Raw genomic sequence first — 20,711 nt, 5'->3', positions numbered from 1 at the left:
GGGTACCGAGACTCAACCGACGAACGCGAGCAGTGCGGGATTCGCCTGCCCCGGCCAGGTTCCGGTGAGCGTTGCCGCGCCTGACACTCGATCTGCGTCGATCACTCTCACCACGGTCAATTCCAGATCTCCCGCGCTGATGGTCGTGTCGGTGCCGACTGTCGAGCAGGTCACGAATTCGACTGCCGGTACGGAAGCGCGGGCCGTACCGCTGCCTACTACGTGAGCCGTCACGGGGATGTGATCGGCGGTGTCCGCGAAGACCAGTTCGACTCCGGCCCCACCCGTCAGAATCGCGGTCGCCACCGCGCTGACGTAGACCGGATCACAGCATGCGTCGTACACCCACCGTTCGCCGAGTACCGAATGATCCATGGTCGCGATCAGCGCGGTCTCCGCCCCGTCCAGCGGAGCACCACGATAAGTGAGCGGGACCTGAAGAATTCGACCGTCGGCAGAGCGCATCAGGTGCGTCTCGATTCCGACCTCGCCGTCCGGGTCGTCGAAACGATAGGCGTCGACGCGTTCGAGCGTCGAACAGTCGACCGACCCGAGCCACGGCTGCTTGGGCACCCACGCTTGGAGCAGGTCGTTCTTGGACGGATTCAGCTGCGCACGATGAATGATGGCCACCACGGCCACATTACGCGGCGAAGGATGGTTGCGCGTCAGGTCAGGATCGTGCGAATCACCGCATCGGCGAGCAGGCGACCACGGTCGGTGAGAACCACGTGATCGTTCTCGATCACGGCCAACCCGTCGACTACCACCTGTTCGGCCGAAAGACGTTCGGATGCAGACAGTTCCGACAACGGAAGTCCCGTACGCAACCGTGCGGTCAGCATGACGCGCTCCATGTGTTCGTCCTCGGCGGTCAGTTCTTCGCTGCCGCCGACGGGAAGTTCGCCGAGCGCCAACTGTTCCGCGTACCGCGCCGGGTGCTTGACGTTCCACCACCGCACTCCGCCGACGTGGCTGTGCGCGCCCGGACCGGCACCCCACCAGTCACCGCCGTCCCAGTAGCCGAGGTTGTGACGGCACCGGGTGTCACCGGAGTCCGCGGTTTCCGCCTTTGCCCAGTTGGAGACCTCGTACCACCGCAAGCCTGCCTCGGACAGGCGTGAATCGATTCGTTCGTACCGCGAGGCCAGCACGTCGTCGTCCGGGGCGGGCAGCTCGCCGCGCCTGACCTTGCGAGCCATGGCGGTGCCGTCCTCGACGATCAACGCGTAGGCCGAGACGTGATCGACATCGGCGGAGAGGACCGCATCGAGTGAGGCGTCCAGGTCTTGATCGCGCTCCCCCGGGGTTCCATAGATCAAATCGAGATTCACGTGCGAAAAACCAGCTGCGCGAGCCTCTTTCGCGGCAGCGACGGCGCGACCGGGGGTGTGCGTGCGGTCGAGGATCTTCAGAACGTGCTGGGCGGCCGACTGCATGCCGAGGGAAATTCGGGTGAATCCAGCGCTGCGGAGAGCACCGAAGAACTCCGGCGACGTCGATTCGGGGTTCGATTCCGTGGTCACTTCGGCGCCGGACGCCAGGCCGAAGCTGCTCCGCACCGCCGACAGCACGTCGGCCAATCCGTCACCACCGAGCAGCGACGGCGTTCCACCGCCCACGAACACGGTCTCCGCCGCCGGGGCGCCCGTCATCTCGGCCGCGAGATCGAGTTCGCGCCGCAGACCTTCCAACCACGATTGCGGCGAGGCGGAAGTTCCGAGCTCTCCGGCCGTGTAGGTGTTGAAATCGCAGTACCCACACCTGGTGGCACAGAACGGGACGTGGATGTAGATCCCGAACGGCCGTTTCCCGACACCCTCGAGCGATCGCGCGGGCAAGGCGAAGGGCGTCGCCTCGCTCTGTCGAGTGGGAGTCGTGCTGGTGGCATTCACGCCTCCAGTGTCCCAGCATCCGGAACGCACACCTATTCAGCCTGCGATGCAGGTCGGCGTACGGCTTGAACTCGATATTTCCCCCGTTTTTCGTGGAAATATGCGCCCGAGTCGGAATTATCGAGTTGACGTGGCACAATGGTCCGCATGACCGGACTCGGAGTGCGACTTGTGGCGCGTCGCCATGTCGACTTCAAGCGTGTGTGCAGCTCGTCGTGTCTGCACCTGTGTAGCTGTTGATCTTTCACTGATCTTCCAGCCTTTCCCGCTCATCTCCATCTGCTTCACCGAAACACTCTCTGCAGAGACATGCCTTTTCAGGGACGCAGCTTCTCCAGCTGTTCGTTTTCGTGAGCACACCTGCCGGCCGCGAGCTTTCCGAGACCGAGGACAGCCCCCTCGATTTCCGACACGGACCGGTGCGTCCCGATCAGACACCGCCACAGTTCATCGATAGTGCGTGCCGCGTGCCGATCAACCGCCCAGATCCAGGAGTTCATCGATGACGTCGACCACCGACGCCGCCACACCCGCCGATTCGGCAGCAGCTGCCGAAGCCCGGCCTGCACGCGCTGCGCGTCCCGCCAAGCGTCGCGCCGAAGGTCAGTGGGCCCTCGGTTACCGCGAGCCGCTCAACGCCAACGAGCAGGCCAAGAAGGACGACAACCCGCTCAACGTTCGGGCCCGCATCGAGAACATCTACTCCAAGCAGGGATTCGACAGCATCGACAAGGGCGACCTTCGCGGCCGCTTCCGCTGGTGGGGTCTCTACACCCAGCGCGAAGAAGGCTACGACGGCACCTTCACCGGCGACGAGAACATCGACCTGCTCGAGGCCAAGTACTTCATGATGCGCGTGCGTTGCGACGCCGGCGCTCTCAACGTCGAGCAGCTGCGCACCATCGCCGGCATCTCGAAGGAATTCGGCCGGAACACCGCCGACCTGTCCGACCGCGAAAACGTCCAGTTCCACTGGATCGAGGTCGAGAACGTTCCGGAGATCTGGAAGCGCCTCGAAGCCGTCGGACTCAAGACCACCGAAGCGTGCGGTGACTGCCCCCGCGTCGTCCTCGGTTCTCCCCTGGCCGGCGAATCGCTCGACGAGGTCCTCGATCCCACCCCGGCGATCGACGAGATCGTGCGCCGCTACATCGGCGACCCCAAGTACTCCAACCTGCCGCGCAAGTTCAAGACCGCCATCTCCGGCCAGCAGGACGTGGTTCACGAGATCAACGACATCGCCTTCATCGGCGTGAACCACCCCGAGCACGGCCCGGGCCTCGACCTCTGGGTCGGCGGCGGACTGTCCACCAACCCGATGCTGGCGCAGCGCGTCGGCGCCTGGATTCCGCTCGACGAGGTCCCCGATGTCTGGGAGGGTGTCGTCTCGATCTTCCGTGACTACGGCTACCGCCGTCTGCGCGCGAAGGCCAGGCTCAAGTTCCTCGTCAAGGACTGGGGTATCGAGAAGTTCCGCGAGGTTCTCGAGACCGAGTACCTCGAGCGCCCGCTCATCGACGGCCCCGCGCCCGAGAAGCCCAAGCGCCCGATCGATCACGTCGGCATCCAGAAGACCCGCAACGGCCACAACGCAGTCGGTTTCGCTCCGATCGCCGGCCGCGTCTCGGGAGACATCCTGGCTCAGGTCGCCGACGCCGCGGAGAAGGCCGGCAGCGACCGGATCCGCTTCACTCCGTACCAGAAGCTGATCATCCTCGACGTCGCCGACGAGACGCTCGAGCCGCTCATCGCCGATCTCGACGCGCTGGGCCTTCCCGCCCGACCGTCACACTGGCGCAAGAACCTGATGGCCTGCTCCGGCATCGAGTTCTGCAAGCTCTCGTTCGCCGAGACCCGCAAGCGTTCGCAGGTGCTCGTGCCCGAACTCGAACAGCGTCTCGCCGACATCAACAGCCAGCTCGACGTGCCGATCACCATCAACATCAACGGTTGCCCCAACTCCTGCGCTCGCTCGCAGATCGCCGACATCGGCTTCAAGGGCCAGCTCGTCGACGACGGTGAGGGGAATCAAGTCGAGGGTTTCCAGGTTCACCTGGGAGGCAGCCTCGGATTCGACAGCGCCTTCGGACGCAAGCTGCGCCAGCACAAGGTCACCAGCGTCGAGATGGGTGACTACATCGACCGCGTCGTACGTCAGTTCGTCAAGAACCGCAACGAAGGTGAACGGTTCGCCGAATGGGCAGTGCGCGCAGACGAAGGAGATTTGCGATGACAGTGGACATTTCGCGAGCAACTGCCGACGAGCTTCGGGCCATCGCCGAGCGCGGTGCAGTAGAACTCGACGGAGCCGGCGCGCAGGAACTGTTGCAGTGGACCGAGGACACGTTCGGTGACTCGTACATCGTGGCGTCGAACATGCAGGATGGAGTGCTGGTTCACCTTGCCGCACAAGTTCATCCGGGCGTCGACGTACTCTTCCTCGACACCGGCTACCACTTCCCCGAAACCATCGGCACGCGTGACGCGGTCGAGCAGGTGTACGGCGTCAACGTCATCAACGCTCGTGCGCTGGCAAGCGTCGCCGAGCAGGATGTCGCCGAGGGCAAGGATCTGTTCGCCCGTGATCCCAACCGCTGCTGCGCACTACGCAAAGTCGCGCCGCTCAAGCAGACACTGTCCGGGTACAGCGCGTGGGTGACCGGCATCCGCCGCGTCGAAGCGCCCACCCGCGCCAACGCTCCCCTGATCTCCTTCGACGAAGCCTTCGGACTCGTGAAGATCAACCCGATCGCTCCCTGGTCGGACGAGGAGATGCAGAACTACATCGACACCAATTCCATCCTCGTCAATCCCCTTGTCGACGAGGGATATCCGTCCATCGGCTGCGCACCCTGCACCAGCAAGCCAGCCCCCGGCAGCGATCCGCGTAGCGGTCGTTGGGCCGGTGCCTCCAAGACAGAATGCGGGTTGCACGCATCATGACAGTTGACTTGACACCTTCACGGCCTCAGCTCGACGGCACACAGTTCGATACTCTCGACGCCCTCGAGTCCGAAGCGATCCACATCTTCCGAGAGGTGGCCGGCGAATTCGAACGCCCGGTCATTCTCTTCTCGGGCGGTAAGGACTCCACCGTGCTGCTGCACCTGGCGATCAAGGCCTTCTGGCCTGCGCCGTTGCCGTTCACCCTGCTGCATGTCGACACCGGCCACAACCTGCAGGAAGTCCTCGACTTCCGCGACCACGTGGTGGCCAAGTACAACCTGCGCCTGCACGTGGCCAGCGTCGAGGAGTACATCGCGGACGGCCGCCTCACCGAGCGCCCCGACGGTATCCGCAATCCTCTGCAGACCGTGCCGTTGCTGGACGCGATCTCCGAGAACCGCTTCGACGCCGTCTTCGGTGGCGCTCGCCGCGACGAGGAGCGGGCACGCGCCAAGGAGCGGATCTTCTCGCTGCGCAACGCTTTCGGCCAGTGGGACCCCAAGAAGCAGCGCCCGGAACTGTGGAACCTGTACAACGGTCGCCACTCCCCCGGCGAGCAGGTGCGCGTCTTCCCGCTCAGCAACTTCACCGAACTGGACATCTGGCGTTACATCGCCCGCGACAACGTCGAACTCGCCAGCATCTACTACGCCCACCAGCGTCCGGTGTACCAGCGCGACGGCATGTGGATGACCCCCGGAGTCTGGGGTGGGCCGGCTGACGGCGAAGAGCTGCAGACCCTTTCGGTGCGTTACCGCACCGTCGGCGACGGTTCGACCACCGGCGCAGTCCTCTCCGATGCCGCTGACAACGAGGCCATCCTGGCCGAGGTTGCGGCTTCACGTTTGACCGAGCGCGGCGCGACCCGTGGCGACGACCGAGTTTCCGAAGCGGCCATGGAAGACCGCAAGCGAGAGGGCTACTTCTGATGAGCGATCTGCTCAGACTGGCAACTGCCGGCAGCGTCGACGACGGAAAGTCCACCCTCGTGGGCCGTCTGTTGTACGACACGAAATCCGTTCTCGCCGACCAGATCGACGCCGTGACCCGTGCGTCGGTAGACCGCGGTCTCGACACCCCTGACCTCTCGCTCCTGGTGGACGGACTGCGCGCCGAGCGTGAGCAGGGCATCACCATCGACGTGGCGTACCGCTACTTCGCGACCCCCAAGCGCACCTTCGTGCTCGCCGATACACCGGGCCACGTGCAGTACACCCGCAACACTGTCTCCGGTGCCTCGACGGCTCAGCTCGTGATCCTGCTGGTCGATGCTCGCAAGGGCGTCATCGCGCAGACTCGCAGGCACGCAGCGGTTCTCGCGTTGCTCGGTGTCCCGAAGCTCGTTCTCGCCGTGAACAAGATCGACCTCGTCGAGAACCCCGAAGAGGTCTTCACCTCGATCTCCGCCGAGTTCAACGAACTCACCAGCTCACTTGGCTGGGCAAGCGAAGACGTCGTCGAGATCCCGGTGTCGGCACTGCACGGTGACAACGTCGCCATCCGCTCCGACAAGACCCCGTACTACACCGGCCCCACACTGATCGAGCACCTCGAGTCGATCCCGGTCGACGCCGAGCCGCATCGCGTCGGTCTGCGCTTCCCGGTGCAGTACGTGATCCGCCCCCGCACCGCAGAGTTCCTCGACTACCGCGGCTACGCCGGTCAGGTCGCTGCCGGTTCCGTCGTGCCCGGCGACGAAGTGGTGATCCTGCCCTCAGGTACGCGCACCACCGTCACACGTATCGACACGGCCGACGGCGAACTGGACGTCGCCCACGCCGGACGCAGCGTCACGCTGATCCTGGCCGACGACGTCGACGTCTCTCGCGGCGACACCATCGCATCGCCGTCCGACGCACCCGAGCCGATCGGCGAATTCGACGCCACTGTCTGCTGGCTGGCCGAGAAGTCGCTGCGCCCCGGTGCACGCTTGCTGCTCAAGCACGGCACGCGAACGACGCAGGCCATCGTGGGCAGCTTGGTGGAGCGATTCAACGAGCAGGACCTCACCACGGATCAGGGCCCGGACACTCTCGAGCTCAACGAGATCGGCAAGATCTCCATCCGGGTGGCCGAGCCGATCGTGGCTGACGACTACGCCGTCAACCGCCACACCGGCAGCTTCCTGCTGATCGATCCCGCTGGTGGAAACACTCTCGCAGCCGGCCTGGTGGGCGACGTCATTTCCGCTGTCGAATTGGGCGAGCGCGTCTAAGTCGATGGTTCCGCTCATCGCTGTTGCGCACGGCAGCCGTGACCCCCGTTCTGCTCGGGTGATCGCGGCTGCTGTGGCAGCTCTTCGTGAAGTCCGGCCAGACCTCGATGTCCGGCTGGCGTTTCTCGACCTCAATGCACCGTCCATCGATCAGGTCCTGGACGGGGTTGCACACGACGGCCACACTCACGCCGTTGTTGTTCCGATGCTGCTGGGCAATGCCTTCCACGCCCGGGTAGATCTGCCCGGACTCTTGGCCGCTGCCGCGACACGCCACCCCCAGTTGACCGTGTTCCAAGCAGACGTACTGGGTCGCGATGCTCGGCTGATCGAGGCAGTACGCGAGCGAATTCTCGAAGCGGGTGCCCGGCCGGACGATCCGTCGGTCGGTGTCGCTCTTGCGGCAGTCGGCTCGTCCGACGCGCGCGCCAATGCCGCGACCGCAGAATTGGCGTCCACTCTCCTCGGCGGAACCAACTGGTCGGGCGTTCGAATCTGTTTCGCGACATCCGCGGAACCGACAGTTGCCCAGGCGATCTCCGCACTCGAGCAGGACGGCGCCGAACGTGTTGTCGTCGCACCGTGGTTCTTGGCTCCCGGCCTACTGACCGATCGACTCAGCGCTGCCGCAGCAACTGCATGTCCGCGCGCGCGTTTCGCCGACACGATCGGTGGGCACTCTCTACTGATCGAAACGATGATCGACCGTTACCGACAAGTCGCTGATGCACTACCCGACCGTCTGGTCCGCTCCGCCTGATCCGGTTTCACAGGCCGTTATCAGATTGTTACCGTAGTGTTGGATCTGTCCAGCTCGCGAAGGTACCTCCTTCGCCTGCGAAACAGATCTTTGGGTGCAATCCCCTCAGAGCGCCGCGAGAGGGAACACCATCACTCACAATCTTCGCCTCGGCACAGCCGGCATAGCATGGGTCCTGTCGGTGCTCTACCTGCTTGTCGAAATCTTCACAGCCGGAGCATGGAAGACGCCGTACAGCTTCGCGCGCGACTCCATCAGTTCACTGGGCGTGACGACATGCAGCGTGGATTCGTGTTCGCCGATGCACGACGTGATGAACGCGGCCTTCATGATCCTCGGTGCGCTCACCATCCTCGGTGCGGCCTTGCTGCACAAGTACATTCCGGACGGTCGTGCGAAGAAGTGGATTCTCGGTCTTGCCGTCGTCGTTGCATTGAGCACCGCGGCCACCGGCCTCTTCCCGGCGAACGACGGGACCTTCGTTCATTGGACCGCCGTACTTCCCGGCTTCGTCGCACGTCATGCCGTTCTCGTCCTCATGGCAATTCAATTCTGGAAGCACAGCAAATGGATCGCAGTGTGGTCGGGGCTGTGCGCGGCTACCGGAATCGTCGGCGCCGTACTGCTTCTCGGACGAACCCTCACTTTCGGCCTCGGTGAACGCCTGACGCTGTACCCGCTGCCTATGTGGATGGCCGTCACCGGCGTCGCAGCCCTGCTCGCGTTGATGCGCCGAACCGTGTTGAAGAACGTGGAACTGACACTGCCCGGTAACGGATTCATCACCGCTCTGTTGTCGTTGCGCCCGCGTCGATCTCGCGCGGCTGTGCCTACCGACGTTCTCGCACCACGGGAGCTGACCGGTTTGTAGCGAACCGGGGGTGAGCAGGGACACACTGGTAAGGAGGCGACGCGAGGAGACTTCCATGACCAGTGCATCTGTTCGACACGGAATCGTGGCCGGTATCGACGGCTCGGCAAGCGCGGTCAACGCCGCGAGGTGGGCAGCTTCGGCTGCAAAGAGATTCGACGAACCACTTCGCCTGACCCACGTGCTGCCAGGACAACCCGAGTCCGGTGGCGGTACCAATGTCACCGACGAAGAGATGTTCGACCACCACCTTCGCGTCGAGGGTGCAAAACTGCTCGACGAGGCCGAGGACGCCATCCGCGATGATCACACCGACGTCACCGTCGAACGTGGCCTCGTGACCGGTACTCCCGCAACCACACTCGTCGAACTCTCGAAGTCGGCTCGCATCGTTGCACTGGGTCAGGCCGGCACCAGCGAAATGCAGTCCGTGTTTCTCGGATCCGACACCATTCGGGTGGTCAACCGCGCGCACTGTCCCGTGGCCGTATTCCGCGGTACGGGTGATCACGCGATGGCCGACACCAGGCCCATCGTCGTCGGCGTCGACGGGAGCAAGCTCAGCGAACTCGCCGTCGCGCATGCCTTCGAATTTGCCGCGTTCCTCGGCGCACCTTTGGTTGCGGTCCACACGTGGAACGAGCACGCCTCGCTGGGCGGGTATTCCGAAGCCAGGCGCTTCGTCGACTGGGGTCCGTACGAGCAGCATGAGCATGCACTGCTGTCCGAGTGCCTCGCCGGCTGGACGGAGAAGTACCCCGATGTCGAGGTCACCCGCAGTGTCCAGCGCAGCGGACCGATGAAGGCACTGCTCGAGCACTCGGCGGAAGCCCAACTCGTAGTCGTCGGTAGCCACGGCCGCAGCCCGTTCATGGCGTCGATAGTCGGTTCGACCAGTCAGAGCCTCATCCACCACGCCCAATGCCCGGTCCTCGTCTGCCGAGAGGGCTGAACTCGTCTCGCTGTTGCCCGGCCCCCAACTCTGAGCGAACGGCACTTTCGGCGCCATCAGGAGGCCGAAAGTGCCGTTCGCTCAAACAGGAGTGGGGGTACAACAGGTCAAACAGGGCGAGCGGGTCATACCTGGCCGACCACGCTCACCGTGACCGGCTCCTGCACCGGCGTCGACACCGGGGTCTCCGGCAGATCCGGCACCCGGGTAGCACGCGCGTATACCGTCTCCCCCGCCTCGAGGTGCAGCGCTGCACTGTCACCGCGCGTGACCTGAGCCGAGAAGAGCTCGCCGGTTGCCTCGTTGCGCAGGTCCACTCGAACCTCGAAGCCGAGGTACACGACGCGCTCGACGGTTGCGCGTGTGACGCCGAGCGACTCGGCCGTTCCGGATTCCTGCGCGAGAGCCATGCTCGGATCGCGGCCGAGACGGATGTCATGCGGACGGACCAACTGCCCGTTGAGCTTCGCGACGGATCCGAGGAAGGACATCACGAAGTCGTTGGACGGGCGGTCGTACAGGTCGGCAGGTTCACCGATCTGCTCGATCCGCCCCTTGTTCAGCACCGCGATGCGGTCGGCGACGTCGAGAGCCTCTTCCTGGTCGTGTGTGACCAGGACGGTGGTGACGTGCACCTCGTCATGCAGGCGACGCAACCACGTGCGCAGGTCGGCACGGACCTTCGCGTCGAGGGCGCCGAAGGGCTCGTCGAGCAGGAGCACCTGCGGATCCACCGCCAGAGCGCGCGCCAACGCCATGCGCTGGCGTTGACCACCGGACAGCTGCGCGGGGTACCGATGCTGAAAGCCGTCGAGGCCGACGATCCCCAGTAGTTCGTTGACCTTCTTCTCGATCTCCGGCTTCGGGCGCTTGCGGATCTTGAGCCCGAACGCCACGTTGTCTCGCACCGTCATGTGCTTGAACGCTGCGTAGTGCTGGAACACGAAACCGATGTCACGCTTCTGCGGCGACACGCCGGTGACGTCCTTGCCTGCGATGGTGATGGTTCCCGAATCGAGTTCTTCGAGCCCTGCGATCGAACGCAGCAACGTCGACTTTCCCGAGCCACTGGGCCCGAGCAATGCCGTCAACGAACCCGAGGGAATGTTGACCGTCACGTCGTCGAGCGCCGCGAAATCACCGTAGTTCTTGCGGGCCCCGGTCACTGTGATCATGTGGTGCTCCTCTTACGGTCCAGCAGCGTCATCAGCAACAGGACAATGATGGCGATGCCCATCAGCAGCGTTGCCGCCGAATACGCACCAAAGGTGTTGTGGTCGTCGATGTATCGCGAGTGCACCAGCAACGTCAGTGTCTGGGATACCCCCGGGAAGCCGGAAGAGACCATGATGACTGCGCCGAATTCACCGAGCGAACGCGCCACCGTCAACACGATTCCGTATGTCAAGCCCCAACGGATCGCGGGCAAGGTGATCCGCCAGAACGTCTGCCAGCCCGAGGCACCGAGCGTCGCGGCTGCTTGTTCCTGCTCGTCGCCGATCTCGTGAAGTACGGGTTCGACTTCCCGGACGACGAAGGGCAGCGTCACGAAAATCGTCGCGATCACCATGCCTGGCAACCCGAAGATGACCTTGAACCCCAACGATTCGATTCCGCCGAACCAACCGTTGGCACCCCACAGAAGAATCAAGGACACACCGACGACGACGGGCGAGACTGCGAAGGGCAGGTCGACCACCGACTGCAGAACTCCGCGGCCCGGGAACCGACCACGGACAAGAGCGAGTGCGGTGACCACACCGAACACGACGTTGATCGGGACCACGATCGCCACGATGATCAGCGAAAGATTCAGCGCGGAGATCGCTGCCGGTGTCGTGATCGATTCGAGAAACGGGCCGATTCCGTTCTCGAACGTTCGAGTCAGGATCACACCGATCGGCACGACCAACAACACGAACAGGTAGACGAGAGCGATGGTCCGTAGACCGATCTTCGATCCTCTGGACACGTTCATCGGGAACTCTCCTCACGTCGCTGTCCCCGCGAGGCGAAGATTCGCAGGACGAACAGCGTCACGAATGCGATGGCCAGCAACGCTACCGAGACGGCAGCGGCGTTGGTCGGACGATCGATCTCGATCTGCTGCTGAATGTACTGCGACGTCATCTGTGTCACGCGTGGGATGTTGCCGCCGATCAGAACGACCGAGCCGTATTCACCGATCGCTCTGGCGAACGCGAGGCCCGCACCGGAGATGACGGCAGGCGCCAACGTCGGGAGAACAACCGAGCGAAAGATCGTCCAGTTGGAAGCTCCCAACGACGCAGCGGCTTCCTCGACTTCGCGGTCGACCTCCATCAGCACCGGCTGCACGGAACGGACGACGAACGGCAAGGTCACGAAGGCCAATGCCACGATCAGTCCGGGCTGGGTTGCATTGAGATGGATGTCGATCGGTGACTGCGGGCCGTAGAGGGACAGCAGCACGATCGATGCCACGATGGTCGGTAGCGCGAACGGCAGATCGATCATCGAGTTGACGATGCGCTTGCCCGGGAAGTCGTCCCGGACCAGCACCCATGCGATGATCGTGCCCATCACGACGTTGATCAGTGCCACGATCACCGAGACCAACAACGTCACGCGCAACGACGCCAAGGCGACGGGTGCGGTGATGGCGTCCCAGAATCCGGAGATCCCCTCGTCGAACGCGGTGGCGGTCAACGCGGCGAGCGGAAGCAGAACGATCACGGAGAGCCACAGAGTGGCCACTCCGATTCCGAGCGGCCCCACACTCCCCGTGACCCGCGCGAGTTTTCGCCGACGAGCCACGGGGGTGGGGTCAATAGTGTCAGTCACGTCAGTCTTACTTGGTCGCGTTGTCGTAGATCACTGCGATCGAACCGGTGTCCTTGGTGAACAGAGCACTGTCCACGGCCTTCCAGCCGCCGAGGTCTGCAATGGTCCACAGCTTGGTCGGCTCGGGGAACTTGTCGGTGAACTTGGCAGCGACGGCGGGATCCACGGGACGGAATCCTGCTTCGGCCCAGAGCGTCTGCCCCTCGGTCGTGTACAGGTAGTCCTTGAACGCGGTCGCCTTGTCGAGGACCTTGCTGTTCGAGATCACGGCAACGGGGTTCTCGATCTTGAAGGTCGTGGGCGGGGTGACGTGCTCGACCGGGTCGCCGTTGCCTTCGATGAACAGTGCCTCGTTCTCGTAACTGATCAGAACGTCACCGCTACCCTGCAGGAAGGCTTCCGAAGCCTCGCGTCCCGACTTGGGCTGGATCTTGACGTGGTCGTTGACCAAGGCGGTGACGTAGTCGAGACCCGCCTGCGGGTTCTTGCCACCGTCGCTCTTGGCGGCGTACGGCGCCAAGAGGTTCCACTTGGCCGAGCCGGAGCTGAACGGGTTCGGCGTGACGACCTCGAGGCCGGGCTGAAGCAGGTCGTCCCAGTCCTTGATGCCCTTCGGGTTGCCCGGACGCGTCACGATGGTGACTACCGATCCGAACGGAATTCCGTTGTAGGCGTCCTGGTTCCAGTTCTGATCGACCAGACCGGCATCGACCAGACGGGTGATGTCGGGCTCGACGGAGAAGTTGACGAAGTCTGCCTCGGCACCGTCCTTCACCTTGCGCGACTGGTCGCCCGAGGCGCCGTAGGAAGGATTGAAGTTGACGTTCTTGCCCTCGTCGGTCGCCTGGAAGGCTGCGGTGAGCTTGTCGAAGCCAGGCTTCGGCACGGCGTAGGCGAACAGGTTGATCGTGCCGGCGCTACCGTCGCTGGCGGCGCTGTCACCACCCACGGTGTCGCTCGAGCCACCACTGCACGCTGTGAGTACCACGGCCCCCATGGTCGCGATAGCAGTGAGAAGTGTGCGGGAACGGCGTTTCATTGCAGATACCTTCCTGAAAGGACTGACAAACGAGGGTTGGTCAAACGACAAGTCCGAGACCTCTGGGGCTGATTCCATCGGGATGTTCAGACATGGAGAGCCGACGGGCGATGAGCCCTGAATCGGGGGCGCGAGTTACGCGCAGAGAAGTTCGAGTGGGGTGCGCAGCACCACCGGAGAGGTCGAACTCAGGAAATCAACAACAGGCGACGTCAGCGACGTCGAGCATGCCGACAGCAATCAACGCCAACTGGTGGCGGATTACGGGAGCTGTTGCTTCGGACACGCGGTGGACTTTAGCAGAGCACCGGCGCCCGCTCTAATCGGGAGAACTAACGGGTGAGAAGCCACGCGACGATCACGAGGAGAATCAGGGCTATCAGGGCGAGAGTGACCCGTGAGCGGGGCATCAGCTTTCCTCTACTTCTCGAGAATTCCTACGCAACCAGCCGAAGAGCGGCAGAGCGAGAACGGCGGCCAACGCGCGATCCAGACCGATGGCCACCAGGCGGCACAGCGGAACGACGACGATCAGGACCAACGCGACCTGCGGGATGAACGGGAGCCCCGCCATCCACAGCTCGAAGCTGTCCCACCAATCCGCTATCCGATCCACGCCAACACCCTATCCTTCGGACGATACGGTCCCGACAGCGTGTGGATTGGACGTGTGCCGATTCTGGCCGGATGATGGCCGAATGAGTGCTGACGACGAAGTGGTGCAGACGATTCCTCCCGCCTCCACGGGTCACCATCGAAGCAACTTTCCCCCGATCGACGACTATGCGTTTCTTTCCGATTGCGAAACCTCGTGCCTGATTGCCCGTAACGGATCTGTCGAGTGGATGTGCGTTCCCCGCCCGGACTCCCCCAGCGTGTTCGGTGCCATCCTCGACCGCAGCGCAGGCCATTTCCGTATCGGCCCCTACGGCCAGAACGTGCCGGCCGCTCGGCGCTATCTGCCGGGTGGACTCATTCTCGAGACGACCTGGCAGACCGAGACCGGCTGGCTCGTCGTACGCGACGCCCTGGTTCTCGGTCCCTGGCACAACGTCGACAAGCGATCGAACACGCACAAGCGCACACCGACCGACTGGGATGCCGAACACACCCTTCTCCGTACGGTCAAATGCGTCAGCGGCACCGTCGAACTCGAGATGAGCTGTGAGCCCGCGTTCGACTATCACCGTGGCACGGCGAATTGGGAGTACACCGGAAAGGTCTACGAGGAAGCAACGGCAACGTGTCGCTCCGCCAAGCCCGGAGACCATCCCACTCTGCGCTTGACCACCGACCTACGACTGGGTCTGGAAGGTCGTGAAGCACGAGCGCGGACGCGACTGGTCGAAGGCGACAACGTGTACGTCGCGCTCTCGTGGTCGGATCTTCCCGCGCCGCAGACGTTCGACGAGGCCGCCGACAAGATGTGGCAGACGTCCAAGTCCTGGCGTGAGTGGGTGACGATCGGCAAGTTCCCCGATCACCCGTGGCGCGGATACCTACAGCGCAGTGCGCTCACACTCAAGGGGCTCACCTACGCACCGACCGGAGCCCTGCTTGCGGCTTCGACGACCTCGCTACCGGAAACACCAGGCGGAGAACGCAACTGGGACTACCGCTACGCGTGGGTTCGCGATTCCACCTTCGCACTGTGGGGCCTCTACACGCTCGGGTTGGACCGTGAGGCCAACGACTTCTTCAACTTCATCTACGACGTGTCGAGTTCGGACAACGGTCAGCCGCATCCCTTGCAGGTGATGTACGGCATCGGCGGCGAGCGCACGCTCGAGGAATCCGAACTCAACCATCTGTCCGGCTACGACGGCGCCCGTCCGGTGCGTATCGGCAACGGGGCGTTCGATCAACAGCAGCACGACATCTGGGGCACCATGCTCGACTCGGTGTATCTCCACATCCGTACCCGCGAGCGTGTCCCCGAAGCGCTGTGGCCGCTACTCAAGAAGCAGGTCGAAGAAGCGATCAAGCACTGGCGCCAACCCGACCGTGGGATCTGGGAGGTGCGCGGTGAACCACAGCACTTCACGTCGTCGAAGATCATGTGCTGGGTCGCACTCGATCGCGGCGCCAAGCTGGCGGAGATGCAGGGCGAGAAGAGCTTTGCGCAGCAATGGACGGCCATCGCGGACGAGATCAAGGCCGACATCCTCGCGCACGGAGTCGACTCGCGTGGAGTTCTGACGCAGCGGTACGGCCACGATTCACTCGACGCGTCGCTCTTGTTGGCACCGCTGCTGCGCTTCCTGCCGGCCGATGATCCGCGCATCCGGGCGACGGTGCTGGCGATCGCCGACGAGCTCACCGAAGAGGGGTTGGTCCTGCGCTATCGCGTCGACACCACCGACGACGGATTGAGCGGAGAAGAGGGCACGTTCACCATCTGCTCCTTCTGGCTCGTCTCCGCCCTCGTCGAGATCGGCGAACTGGATCGGGCAAAGCATCTCTGCGAGCGTCTGCTCGGGTTCGCGAGCCCGCTCAAGCTGTACGCGGAGGAGATCGACGCGCACACCGGTCGCCATCTGGGTAACTTCCCGCAGGCGTTCACACACCTGGCGCTGATCAACGCCGTGGTCCACGTGATCCGCGCCGAGGAAGCTGCCGAAGCCGGAGCTTTCCAGCCCGCGCACAACGCGACCTAGACCCCCTGCTGTGCGCCTTTATTAACCGCCCGCGGTTAATAAAGGCGCACAGCAGGTCTAGCCGGCCACCGCTTCGAGCTGCGGCGTGATCGATTCGAGCGAGTACTTCAGCGACAGCGACGACGGAGTGTTCAGGCCGGCAACAGTCGGATAGTCGACGATGGCCAATCCGCCACCCTTGACTGCAGGCAGGTCGGCAAACCCCGGCAGCTTCATCATGTCTTCCAGCGTTCCGCCGTTCGGCAGCAACACCACGACGTCGGCGCTCAGAGCGTCTACCCGTTCCGGGCTGAGTATCAGCCGGCCACCGGTCACACCGGCCTCGTCGACCAGCTTGGGCGGCAACGACATTCCCAGACGCGTGAACAGTCCCGAAGCACCGTCCTTGGGATCAGCGACGATCACCAACTGCGACGTCGGGAAGACGTACTGCGACAAAAGAGCGGTCTTACCCTTCAGCCCCGGCAACCGCTGTGCGAGCGCATCGATCTGCCCGTTTGTCGCCTCGACGATCTCGTCGGCTCGCGACTCCTTGTCGAGAACCCGGCCGAGAATCTCCACCTGGTCCTGCCACGGATCGACCTGGACGTCGGACAGACCGGCAATTGTCGGAGCGATCTTGCTCAACTGGTCGAAATCGTCCTGATCGGCGACGGAGAACCCGCCGAGAATCAGATCGGGAGCCAAGGCCGCAATTTCTTCAGCTTTGAGCGGGACACCGAACTGCTGGATCGCCGAGCGATCGAGTTCCTTCGCCGACGCGTCCACGCCACTCTCCCACGGGAACAGACCACGCTCGTCGCCCATCGGGCCGGCAGCCAGGTACCCCACCGGCTGGATTCCGAGTTCGAGCAGAGCGTCGAGCCACTGGGTGTCGGCCGCGACGATGCGCGTCGGCGTCCCGGTGATCGTGGTGGCGCCGAACTTGTGGTCGATCGTGGTGACCCGACCGTCCGCGATCTCGTCGGCGTCCGAGGACGAACATCCGCTGATACCTACGACCAGCGCTCCCAAGAGAGCCACCGCCGAAAACTTCATCGCACGCACGAAAATACTCCTCCACTAGTTAGCAGAGGCTTACCTTCTCATATGGGGCCCGGCTGTGTCCGACCTTGCTTTCAGGCGAAACGAGAGAGCAGACGCTCCGCATCGGCGCCGATGCGTCGAACCACGTCGCCGGCCGGATGGGTTCCGTGTACGAGTCCGACAGCTTCTCCGGCGTAGACGACTCCGCTGTGCGGATCCGACGGGTCGTACGCCTTTGCCAGCATTTCCTCATCGGCATCGACTCCGTGCCAGGCGGCAGTGAACTCGTTGGCCACCGCGCGGCCACCCCACCGCTGCGGCCACGGTTGACTGCGCGCTCGGTCGAACACCGAGGTGTAAATCGTGTCGGCACTTCCGGCTTCGACGACGCGCTCGCGGGCATAGTCCGGCCCGACCGTCTCCGGGCTGGCGAGCAGCGCCGTTCCGATCATCACGCCTTCCCCGCCGGCCGCCAGGACTGCGGCCAAACCGCGGCCGGTCCCGATTCCGCCGGCCGCCAGTACTGGAAGTGATGTCGTTTCGAGGATCTCCTGCAGCAGCGGCAAGGTTCCGATTCGGCCCGTGTGACCGCCTGCCTCACCGCCTTGCGCGATCACGCCGTCGACGCCCGCGGCCTCGACAATACGAAGGTCTTCGAGCGTATTGATCTGTGACACAACGGGAATGCCCGCATCGTGGATTCGTCCGACATACGAGGCGGGATCACCGAACGACAAGGTGATCATGGTCGGCTCGACGGCAATCGCGGCGTCGAGCATCAACTCGTTCTCGGGCAGCGACCACGTCATCAGGCCGACGCCGAACTTTCCGCCGATCGAGCGGGCCACCTCGGCTTCGGCCTCGATCCACTCCGGCGTGTTGTACCGGGCCGCGCCAAGCAGACCCAACCCACCGGCCGCCGATACAGCTCCGGCGAGCGCGCCGCCCGCGCGACCACCCATGGGCGCCCCGAGAACCGGGATTTCGACTCCGAACTCTCGGGACAACCAGGTGGTGACCATGCGCTCCTACTTCTTGGGCTTCTCGCCGACCGATTCCGACGTCAGGGCCGCCACGAATGCTTCCTGCGGCACCTCGACGCGACCGATGGTCTTCATGCGCTTCTTGCCTTCCTTCTGCTTCTCGAGCAGCTTGCGCTTACGGCTGATGTCGCCGCCGTAGCACTTGGCAAGAACGTCCTTGCGGATTGCGCGAATGTTCTCGCGCGAGATGATCTTCGCGCCGATCGCGGCCTGGATCGGAACCTCGAACTGCTGGCGAGGAATCAGCTCACGAAGCTTCGACGTCATGCGTCCGCCGTAAGCGCCGGCGTTGGAACGGTGCACGATCGAGGAGAACGCGTCGACGGCCTCGCCCTGCAGCAGGATGTCGACCTTCACCAGGTCGGCCTGCTGCTCACCTGCCTCCTCGTAATCGAGGCTGGCATAACCCTTGGTGCGGGACTTGAGGGCGTCGAAGAAGTCGAACATGATCTCGCCCATGGGCAGTTCGTATCGCAACTCGACACGAGTCTCGGAGAGGTAGTCCATGCCGCCGAGCTCACCGCGACGGGACTGGCACAGCTCCATGATGGCGCCGACGTATTCACTCGGGGCGATGACGGTGCACTTGGCGACGGGCTCGTAGACCTCGCGAACCTTGCCTTCCGGCCAGTACGACGGGTTGGTGACGATGACCTCGGCCCCGTCCTCCATCACGACGCGGTAGACGACGTTGGGCGCGGTGGAAATCAGTTCGAGGCCGAACTCACGCTCGAGGCGGTCGCGGGTGATCTCCATGTGGAGCAGGCCGAGGAAGCCGCAGCGGAAGCCGAATCCGAGGGCAACCGACGTCTCGGGTTCATACGCCAGGGCCGCGTCGTTGAGACGGAGCTTGTCGAGGGCATCGCGCAGCACGGGGTAGTCCGAGCCGTCCATCGGGTAGAGGCCCGAGTAGACCATCGGCTTGGGATCGCGGTAGCCGACCAGCGGTTCGGTCGCGCCGTTGCGGGTGGTGGTGACGGTGTCACCGACGCGCGACTGACGGACATCCTTCACACCGGTGATGAGGTAGCCCACCTCGCCGACGCCCAGACCGATACTGGCCTTCGGCTCGGGGGAAATGATGCCGACCTCGAGCAGTTCGTGTGTAGTGCCCGTGGACATCATCGTGATCTTCTCGCGGGGACGGATCCGACCGTCGACCACACGCACGTAAGTGACCACGCCGCGGTAGGCGTCGTAGACGGAGTCGAAGATCATCGCGCGGGCGGGACCGTCAGCATCGCCGACAGGCGCAGGTACCTGCTTGATCACCTCGTCGAGCAGTTCCTTGACGCCCATACCGGTCTTACCCGAGACGCGCAGGACATCACCGGGCTCGCAGCCCGTGATGTGCGCGATCTCTTCGGCATAGCGGTCGGGATCCGCGGCCGGGAGGTCGATCTTGTTGAGGACCGGAATGATCTTGAGATCCTTCTCCATCGCCAGGTAGAGGTTCGCCAGCGTCTGAGCTTCGATGCCCTGAGCAGCATCGACCAGCAGAATTGCGCCCTCGCATGCTTCGAGCGCACGGGAGACCTCGTACGTGAAGTCGACGTGGCCGGGAGTGTCGATGAGGTGGAGGACGAACTCTTCGCCGTCGACGGTCCAGGGCAGACGAACGTTCTGAGCCTTGATGGTGATGCCGCGTTCACGCTCGATGTCCATGCGGTCCAGGTACTGCGCACGCATCGCCCGCTCTTCGACCACACCGGTGAGCTGAAGCATGCGATCTGCCAGCGTCGACTTACCGTGGTCGATGTGCGCGATGATGCAGAAGTTCCGGATCTGCGCAGGATCCGTGAACGTCTTGTCGGCGAAGCTGCTGATGGGAGACCCCTTAGTCGGACCGGCACCGGCCCGGATCCGGGCCACTGTCAACCCTCAGGATATCCAAGTCTCGGCGCCGCCGTACCAGGGGTTCCCACGGGCGGGTGATTATGCTCGAACGCTATGGCAAGCATGTGGAAGCAGATCGGCAGAACCCTCGGCGCCCTCGCGGTGGAGAAGGGCCCTGCGTTGCTGCGCCAGCTGCAGTCGTCCACGTCCCAGTCGTCTGCCTCGAAGCCGGGTCCGTCCGGCCGCCCGATCGCCGCGCGGACGTCTCCGACCGCACATCGCGCCCGCAAGGTCGAGTACTCCCCCGACCTCGACGGCAAGGCCGATCCGGGCGAAATCGTCTGGACCTGGGTTGCCTACGAGGAGGATCCGACCCAGGGCAAAGACCGCCCGGTGCTGGTTGTCGGCCGCGACGGCGACACGCTGCTCGGCCTGATGTTGTCTTCGCAGAGTAAACGCCAGGGTGAGCGCGATTGGCTCGCAATCGGTTCGGGTCCATGGGACGGAGAGGGAAGGCCCAGCTGGGTCCGGCTCGACCGGGTGCTCGACGTTCCCGAGAGCGGGATCCGGCGCGAGGGCGCCGTCATGGATCACAAGAAGTTCGACGCGGTCGCGGCAAAACTTCGGGCCGACTTCAGCTGGAGCTGA

The 20,711-nt window shown here is 63.9% G+C and carries 20 protein-coding genes; 9 read left to right on the top strand and 11 right to left on the bottom strand.

The window, feature by feature from the left end; translation table 11 throughout:
- Nucleotides 1-12 precede the first annotated feature (12 nt).
- Entirely contained in the window at nucleotides 13-633 is a 621-nt protein-coding gene (locus ACYP01_RS17925) for a CG0192-related protein (RefSeq protein ID WP_459681548.1), read from the bottom strand.
- Between the two features lie 35 nt (nucleotides 634-668).
- Nucleotides 669-1,895 (bottom strand): radical SAM family heme chaperone HemW, encoded by a 1,227-nt coding sequence (hemW, locus tag ACYP01_RS17920; RefSeq protein WP_054831429.1) that lies wholly within the window; start codon nucleotides 1,893-1,895, stop codon nucleotides 669-671.
- A 502-nt stretch (nucleotides 1,896-2,397) separates the two neighbouring features.
- On the opposite strand from hemW, the gene ACYP01_RS17915 reads away from it, so the two are divergent.
- The 7 genes from ACYP01_RS17915 to ACYP01_RS17885 all read left to right on the top strand — a co-directional run bounded on the left by ACYP01_RS17915 (nucleotide 2,398) and on the right by ACYP01_RS17885 (nucleotide 9,639).
- Nucleotides 2,398-4,128, top strand: coding sequence for a nitrite/sulfite reductase (locus tag ACYP01_RS17915; RefSeq protein WP_007731056.1), 1,731 nt, complete (start codon nucleotides 2,398-2,400; stop codon nucleotides 4,126-4,128).
- Nucleotides 4,125-4,838: a phosphoadenylyl-sulfate reductase gene (locus tag ACYP01_RS17910; RefSeq protein ID WP_054831423.1), complete on the top strand. Its 714-nt coding sequence runs from the start codon at nucleotides 4,125-4,127 to the stop codon at nucleotides 4,836-4,838. The genes ACYP01_RS17915 and ACYP01_RS17910 overlap by 4 nt, the downstream gene beginning before the upstream one ends.
- Nucleotides 4,835-5,770 carry a sulfate adenylyltransferase subunit CysD gene (gene cysD / locus ACYP01_RS17905; RefSeq protein ID WP_007731054.1) on the top strand — a complete coding sequence of 312 codons (936 nt, stop codon included), beginning with the start codon at nucleotides 4,835-4,837 and terminating at the stop codon, nucleotides 5,768-5,770. Before ACYP01_RS17910 ends, cysD begins: the two co-directional genes overlap by 4 nt.
- Complete coding sequence (locus ACYP01_RS17900; RefSeq protein ID WP_020969973.1) at nucleotides 5,770-7,056, top strand: sulfate adenylyltransferase subunit 1; 1,287 nt, start codon at nucleotides 5,770-5,772, stop codon at nucleotides 7,054-7,056. The genes cysD and ACYP01_RS17900 overlap by 1 nt, the downstream gene beginning before the upstream one ends.
- Nucleotides 7,057-7,060: 4 nt before the next feature.
- Entirely contained in the window at nucleotides 7,061-7,816 is a 756-nt protein-coding gene (locus ACYP01_RS17895) for a sirohydrochlorin chelatase (protein ID WP_007731050.1), read from the top strand.
- 94 nt (nucleotides 7,817-7,910) lie between these two features.
- A complete protein-coding gene (locus tag ACYP01_RS17890; RefSeq protein ID WP_054801921.1) occupies nucleotides 7,911-8,687 on the top strand; it encodes a DUF998 domain-containing protein in 777 nt (258 codons plus the stop codon).
- A gap of 55 nt (nucleotides 8,688-8,742) precedes the next feature.
- Entirely contained in the window at nucleotides 8,743-9,639 is an 897-nt protein-coding gene (locus ACYP01_RS17885) for a universal stress protein (protein ID WP_003944544.1), read from the top strand.
- 125 nt (nucleotides 9,640-9,764) lie between these two features.
- Here ACYP01_RS17885 and ACYP01_RS17880 read toward each other — a convergent pair whose 3' ends face one another.
- From ACYP01_RS17880 to ACYP01_RS17855, 6 genes are all read right to left on the bottom strand, one after another.
- The gene (locus ACYP01_RS17880) at nucleotides 9,765-10,814 is read right to left on the bottom strand and encodes a sulfate/molybdate ABC transporter ATP-binding protein (RefSeq protein ID WP_007731046.1); all 1,050 of its coding nucleotides are present in this window, start codon (nucleotides 10,812-10,814) and stop codon (nucleotides 9,765-9,767) included.
- Entirely contained in the window at nucleotides 10,811-11,617 is an 807-nt protein-coding gene (cysW, locus tag ACYP01_RS17875; protein WP_003944503.1) for a sulfate ABC transporter permease subunit CysW, read from the bottom strand. The genes ACYP01_RS17880 and cysW overlap by 4 nt, the downstream gene beginning before the upstream one ends.
- Nucleotides 11,614-12,462: a sulfate ABC transporter permease subunit CysT gene (cysT, locus tag ACYP01_RS17870; RefSeq protein WP_003944556.1), complete on the bottom strand. Its 849-nt coding sequence runs from the start codon at nucleotides 12,460-12,462 to the stop codon at nucleotides 11,614-11,616. The genes cysW and cysT overlap by 4 nt, the downstream gene beginning before the upstream one ends.
- A gap of 7 nt (nucleotides 12,463-12,469) precedes the next feature.
- Nucleotides 12,470-13,501 carry a sulfate ABC transporter substrate-binding protein gene (locus ACYP01_RS17865; RefSeq protein ID WP_003944569.1) on the bottom strand — a complete coding sequence of 344 codons (1,032 nt, stop codon included), beginning with the start codon at nucleotides 13,499-13,501 and terminating at the stop codon, nucleotides 12,470-12,472.
- A gap of 196 nt (nucleotides 13,502-13,697) precedes the next feature.
- On the bottom strand, nucleotides 13,698-13,787 hold the full coding sequence (locus ACYP01_RS17860; protein WP_309599318.1) for an Ms4533A family Cys-rich leader peptide: 90 nt from the start codon (nucleotides 13,785-13,787) through the stop codon (nucleotides 13,698-13,700).
- Nucleotides 13,788-13,910: 123 nt separating this feature from the next.
- Nucleotides 13,911-14,117: a hypothetical protein gene (locus ACYP01_RS17855; RefSeq protein WP_003944489.1), complete on the bottom strand. Its 207-nt coding sequence runs from the start codon at nucleotides 14,115-14,117 to the stop codon at nucleotides 13,911-13,913.
- A gap of 82 nt (nucleotides 14,118-14,199) precedes the next feature.
- On the opposite strand from ACYP01_RS17855, the gene ACYP01_RS17850 reads away from it, so the two are divergent.
- Nucleotides 14,200-16,158 (top strand): glycoside hydrolase family 15 protein, encoded by a 1,959-nt coding sequence (locus ACYP01_RS17850; RefSeq protein ID WP_003944557.1) that lies wholly within the window; start codon nucleotides 14,200-14,202, stop codon nucleotides 16,156-16,158.
- Between the two features lie 57 nt (nucleotides 16,159-16,215).
- On the opposite strand, the gene ACYP01_RS17845 is transcribed toward ACYP01_RS17850, so the two are convergent.
- From ACYP01_RS17845 to lepA, 3 genes are all read right to left on the bottom strand, one after another.
- Complete coding sequence (locus ACYP01_RS17845; protein ID WP_459682219.1) at nucleotides 16,216-17,196, bottom strand: ABC transporter substrate-binding protein; 981 nt, start codon at nucleotides 17,194-17,196, stop codon at nucleotides 16,216-16,218.
- Nucleotides 17,197-17,276: 80 nt separating this feature from the next.
- Nucleotides 17,277-18,206: an NAD(P)H-dependent flavin oxidoreductase gene (locus ACYP01_RS17840; protein WP_378504698.1), complete on the bottom strand. Its 930-nt coding sequence runs from the start codon at nucleotides 18,204-18,206 to the stop codon at nucleotides 17,277-17,279.
- Between the two features lie 6 nt (nucleotides 18,207-18,212).
- Complete coding sequence (gene lepA / locus ACYP01_RS17835) at nucleotides 18,213-20,105, bottom strand: translation elongation factor 4 (protein ID WP_003944564.1); 1,893 nt, start codon at nucleotides 20,103-20,105, stop codon at nucleotides 18,213-18,215.
- Between the two features lie 72 nt (nucleotides 20,106-20,177).
- Here lepA and ACYP01_RS17830 point away from each other — a divergent pair, with 72 nt between their 5' ends.
- Entirely contained in the window at nucleotides 20,178-20,711 is a 534-nt protein-coding gene (locus ACYP01_RS17830) for a type II toxin-antitoxin system PemK/MazF family toxin (protein ID WP_037131563.1), read from the top strand.

This window comes from Rhodococcus sp. no. 34 (genome assembly GCF_054589475.1).
This window is presented reverse-complemented; position numbering and strand designations above follow the sequence as displayed.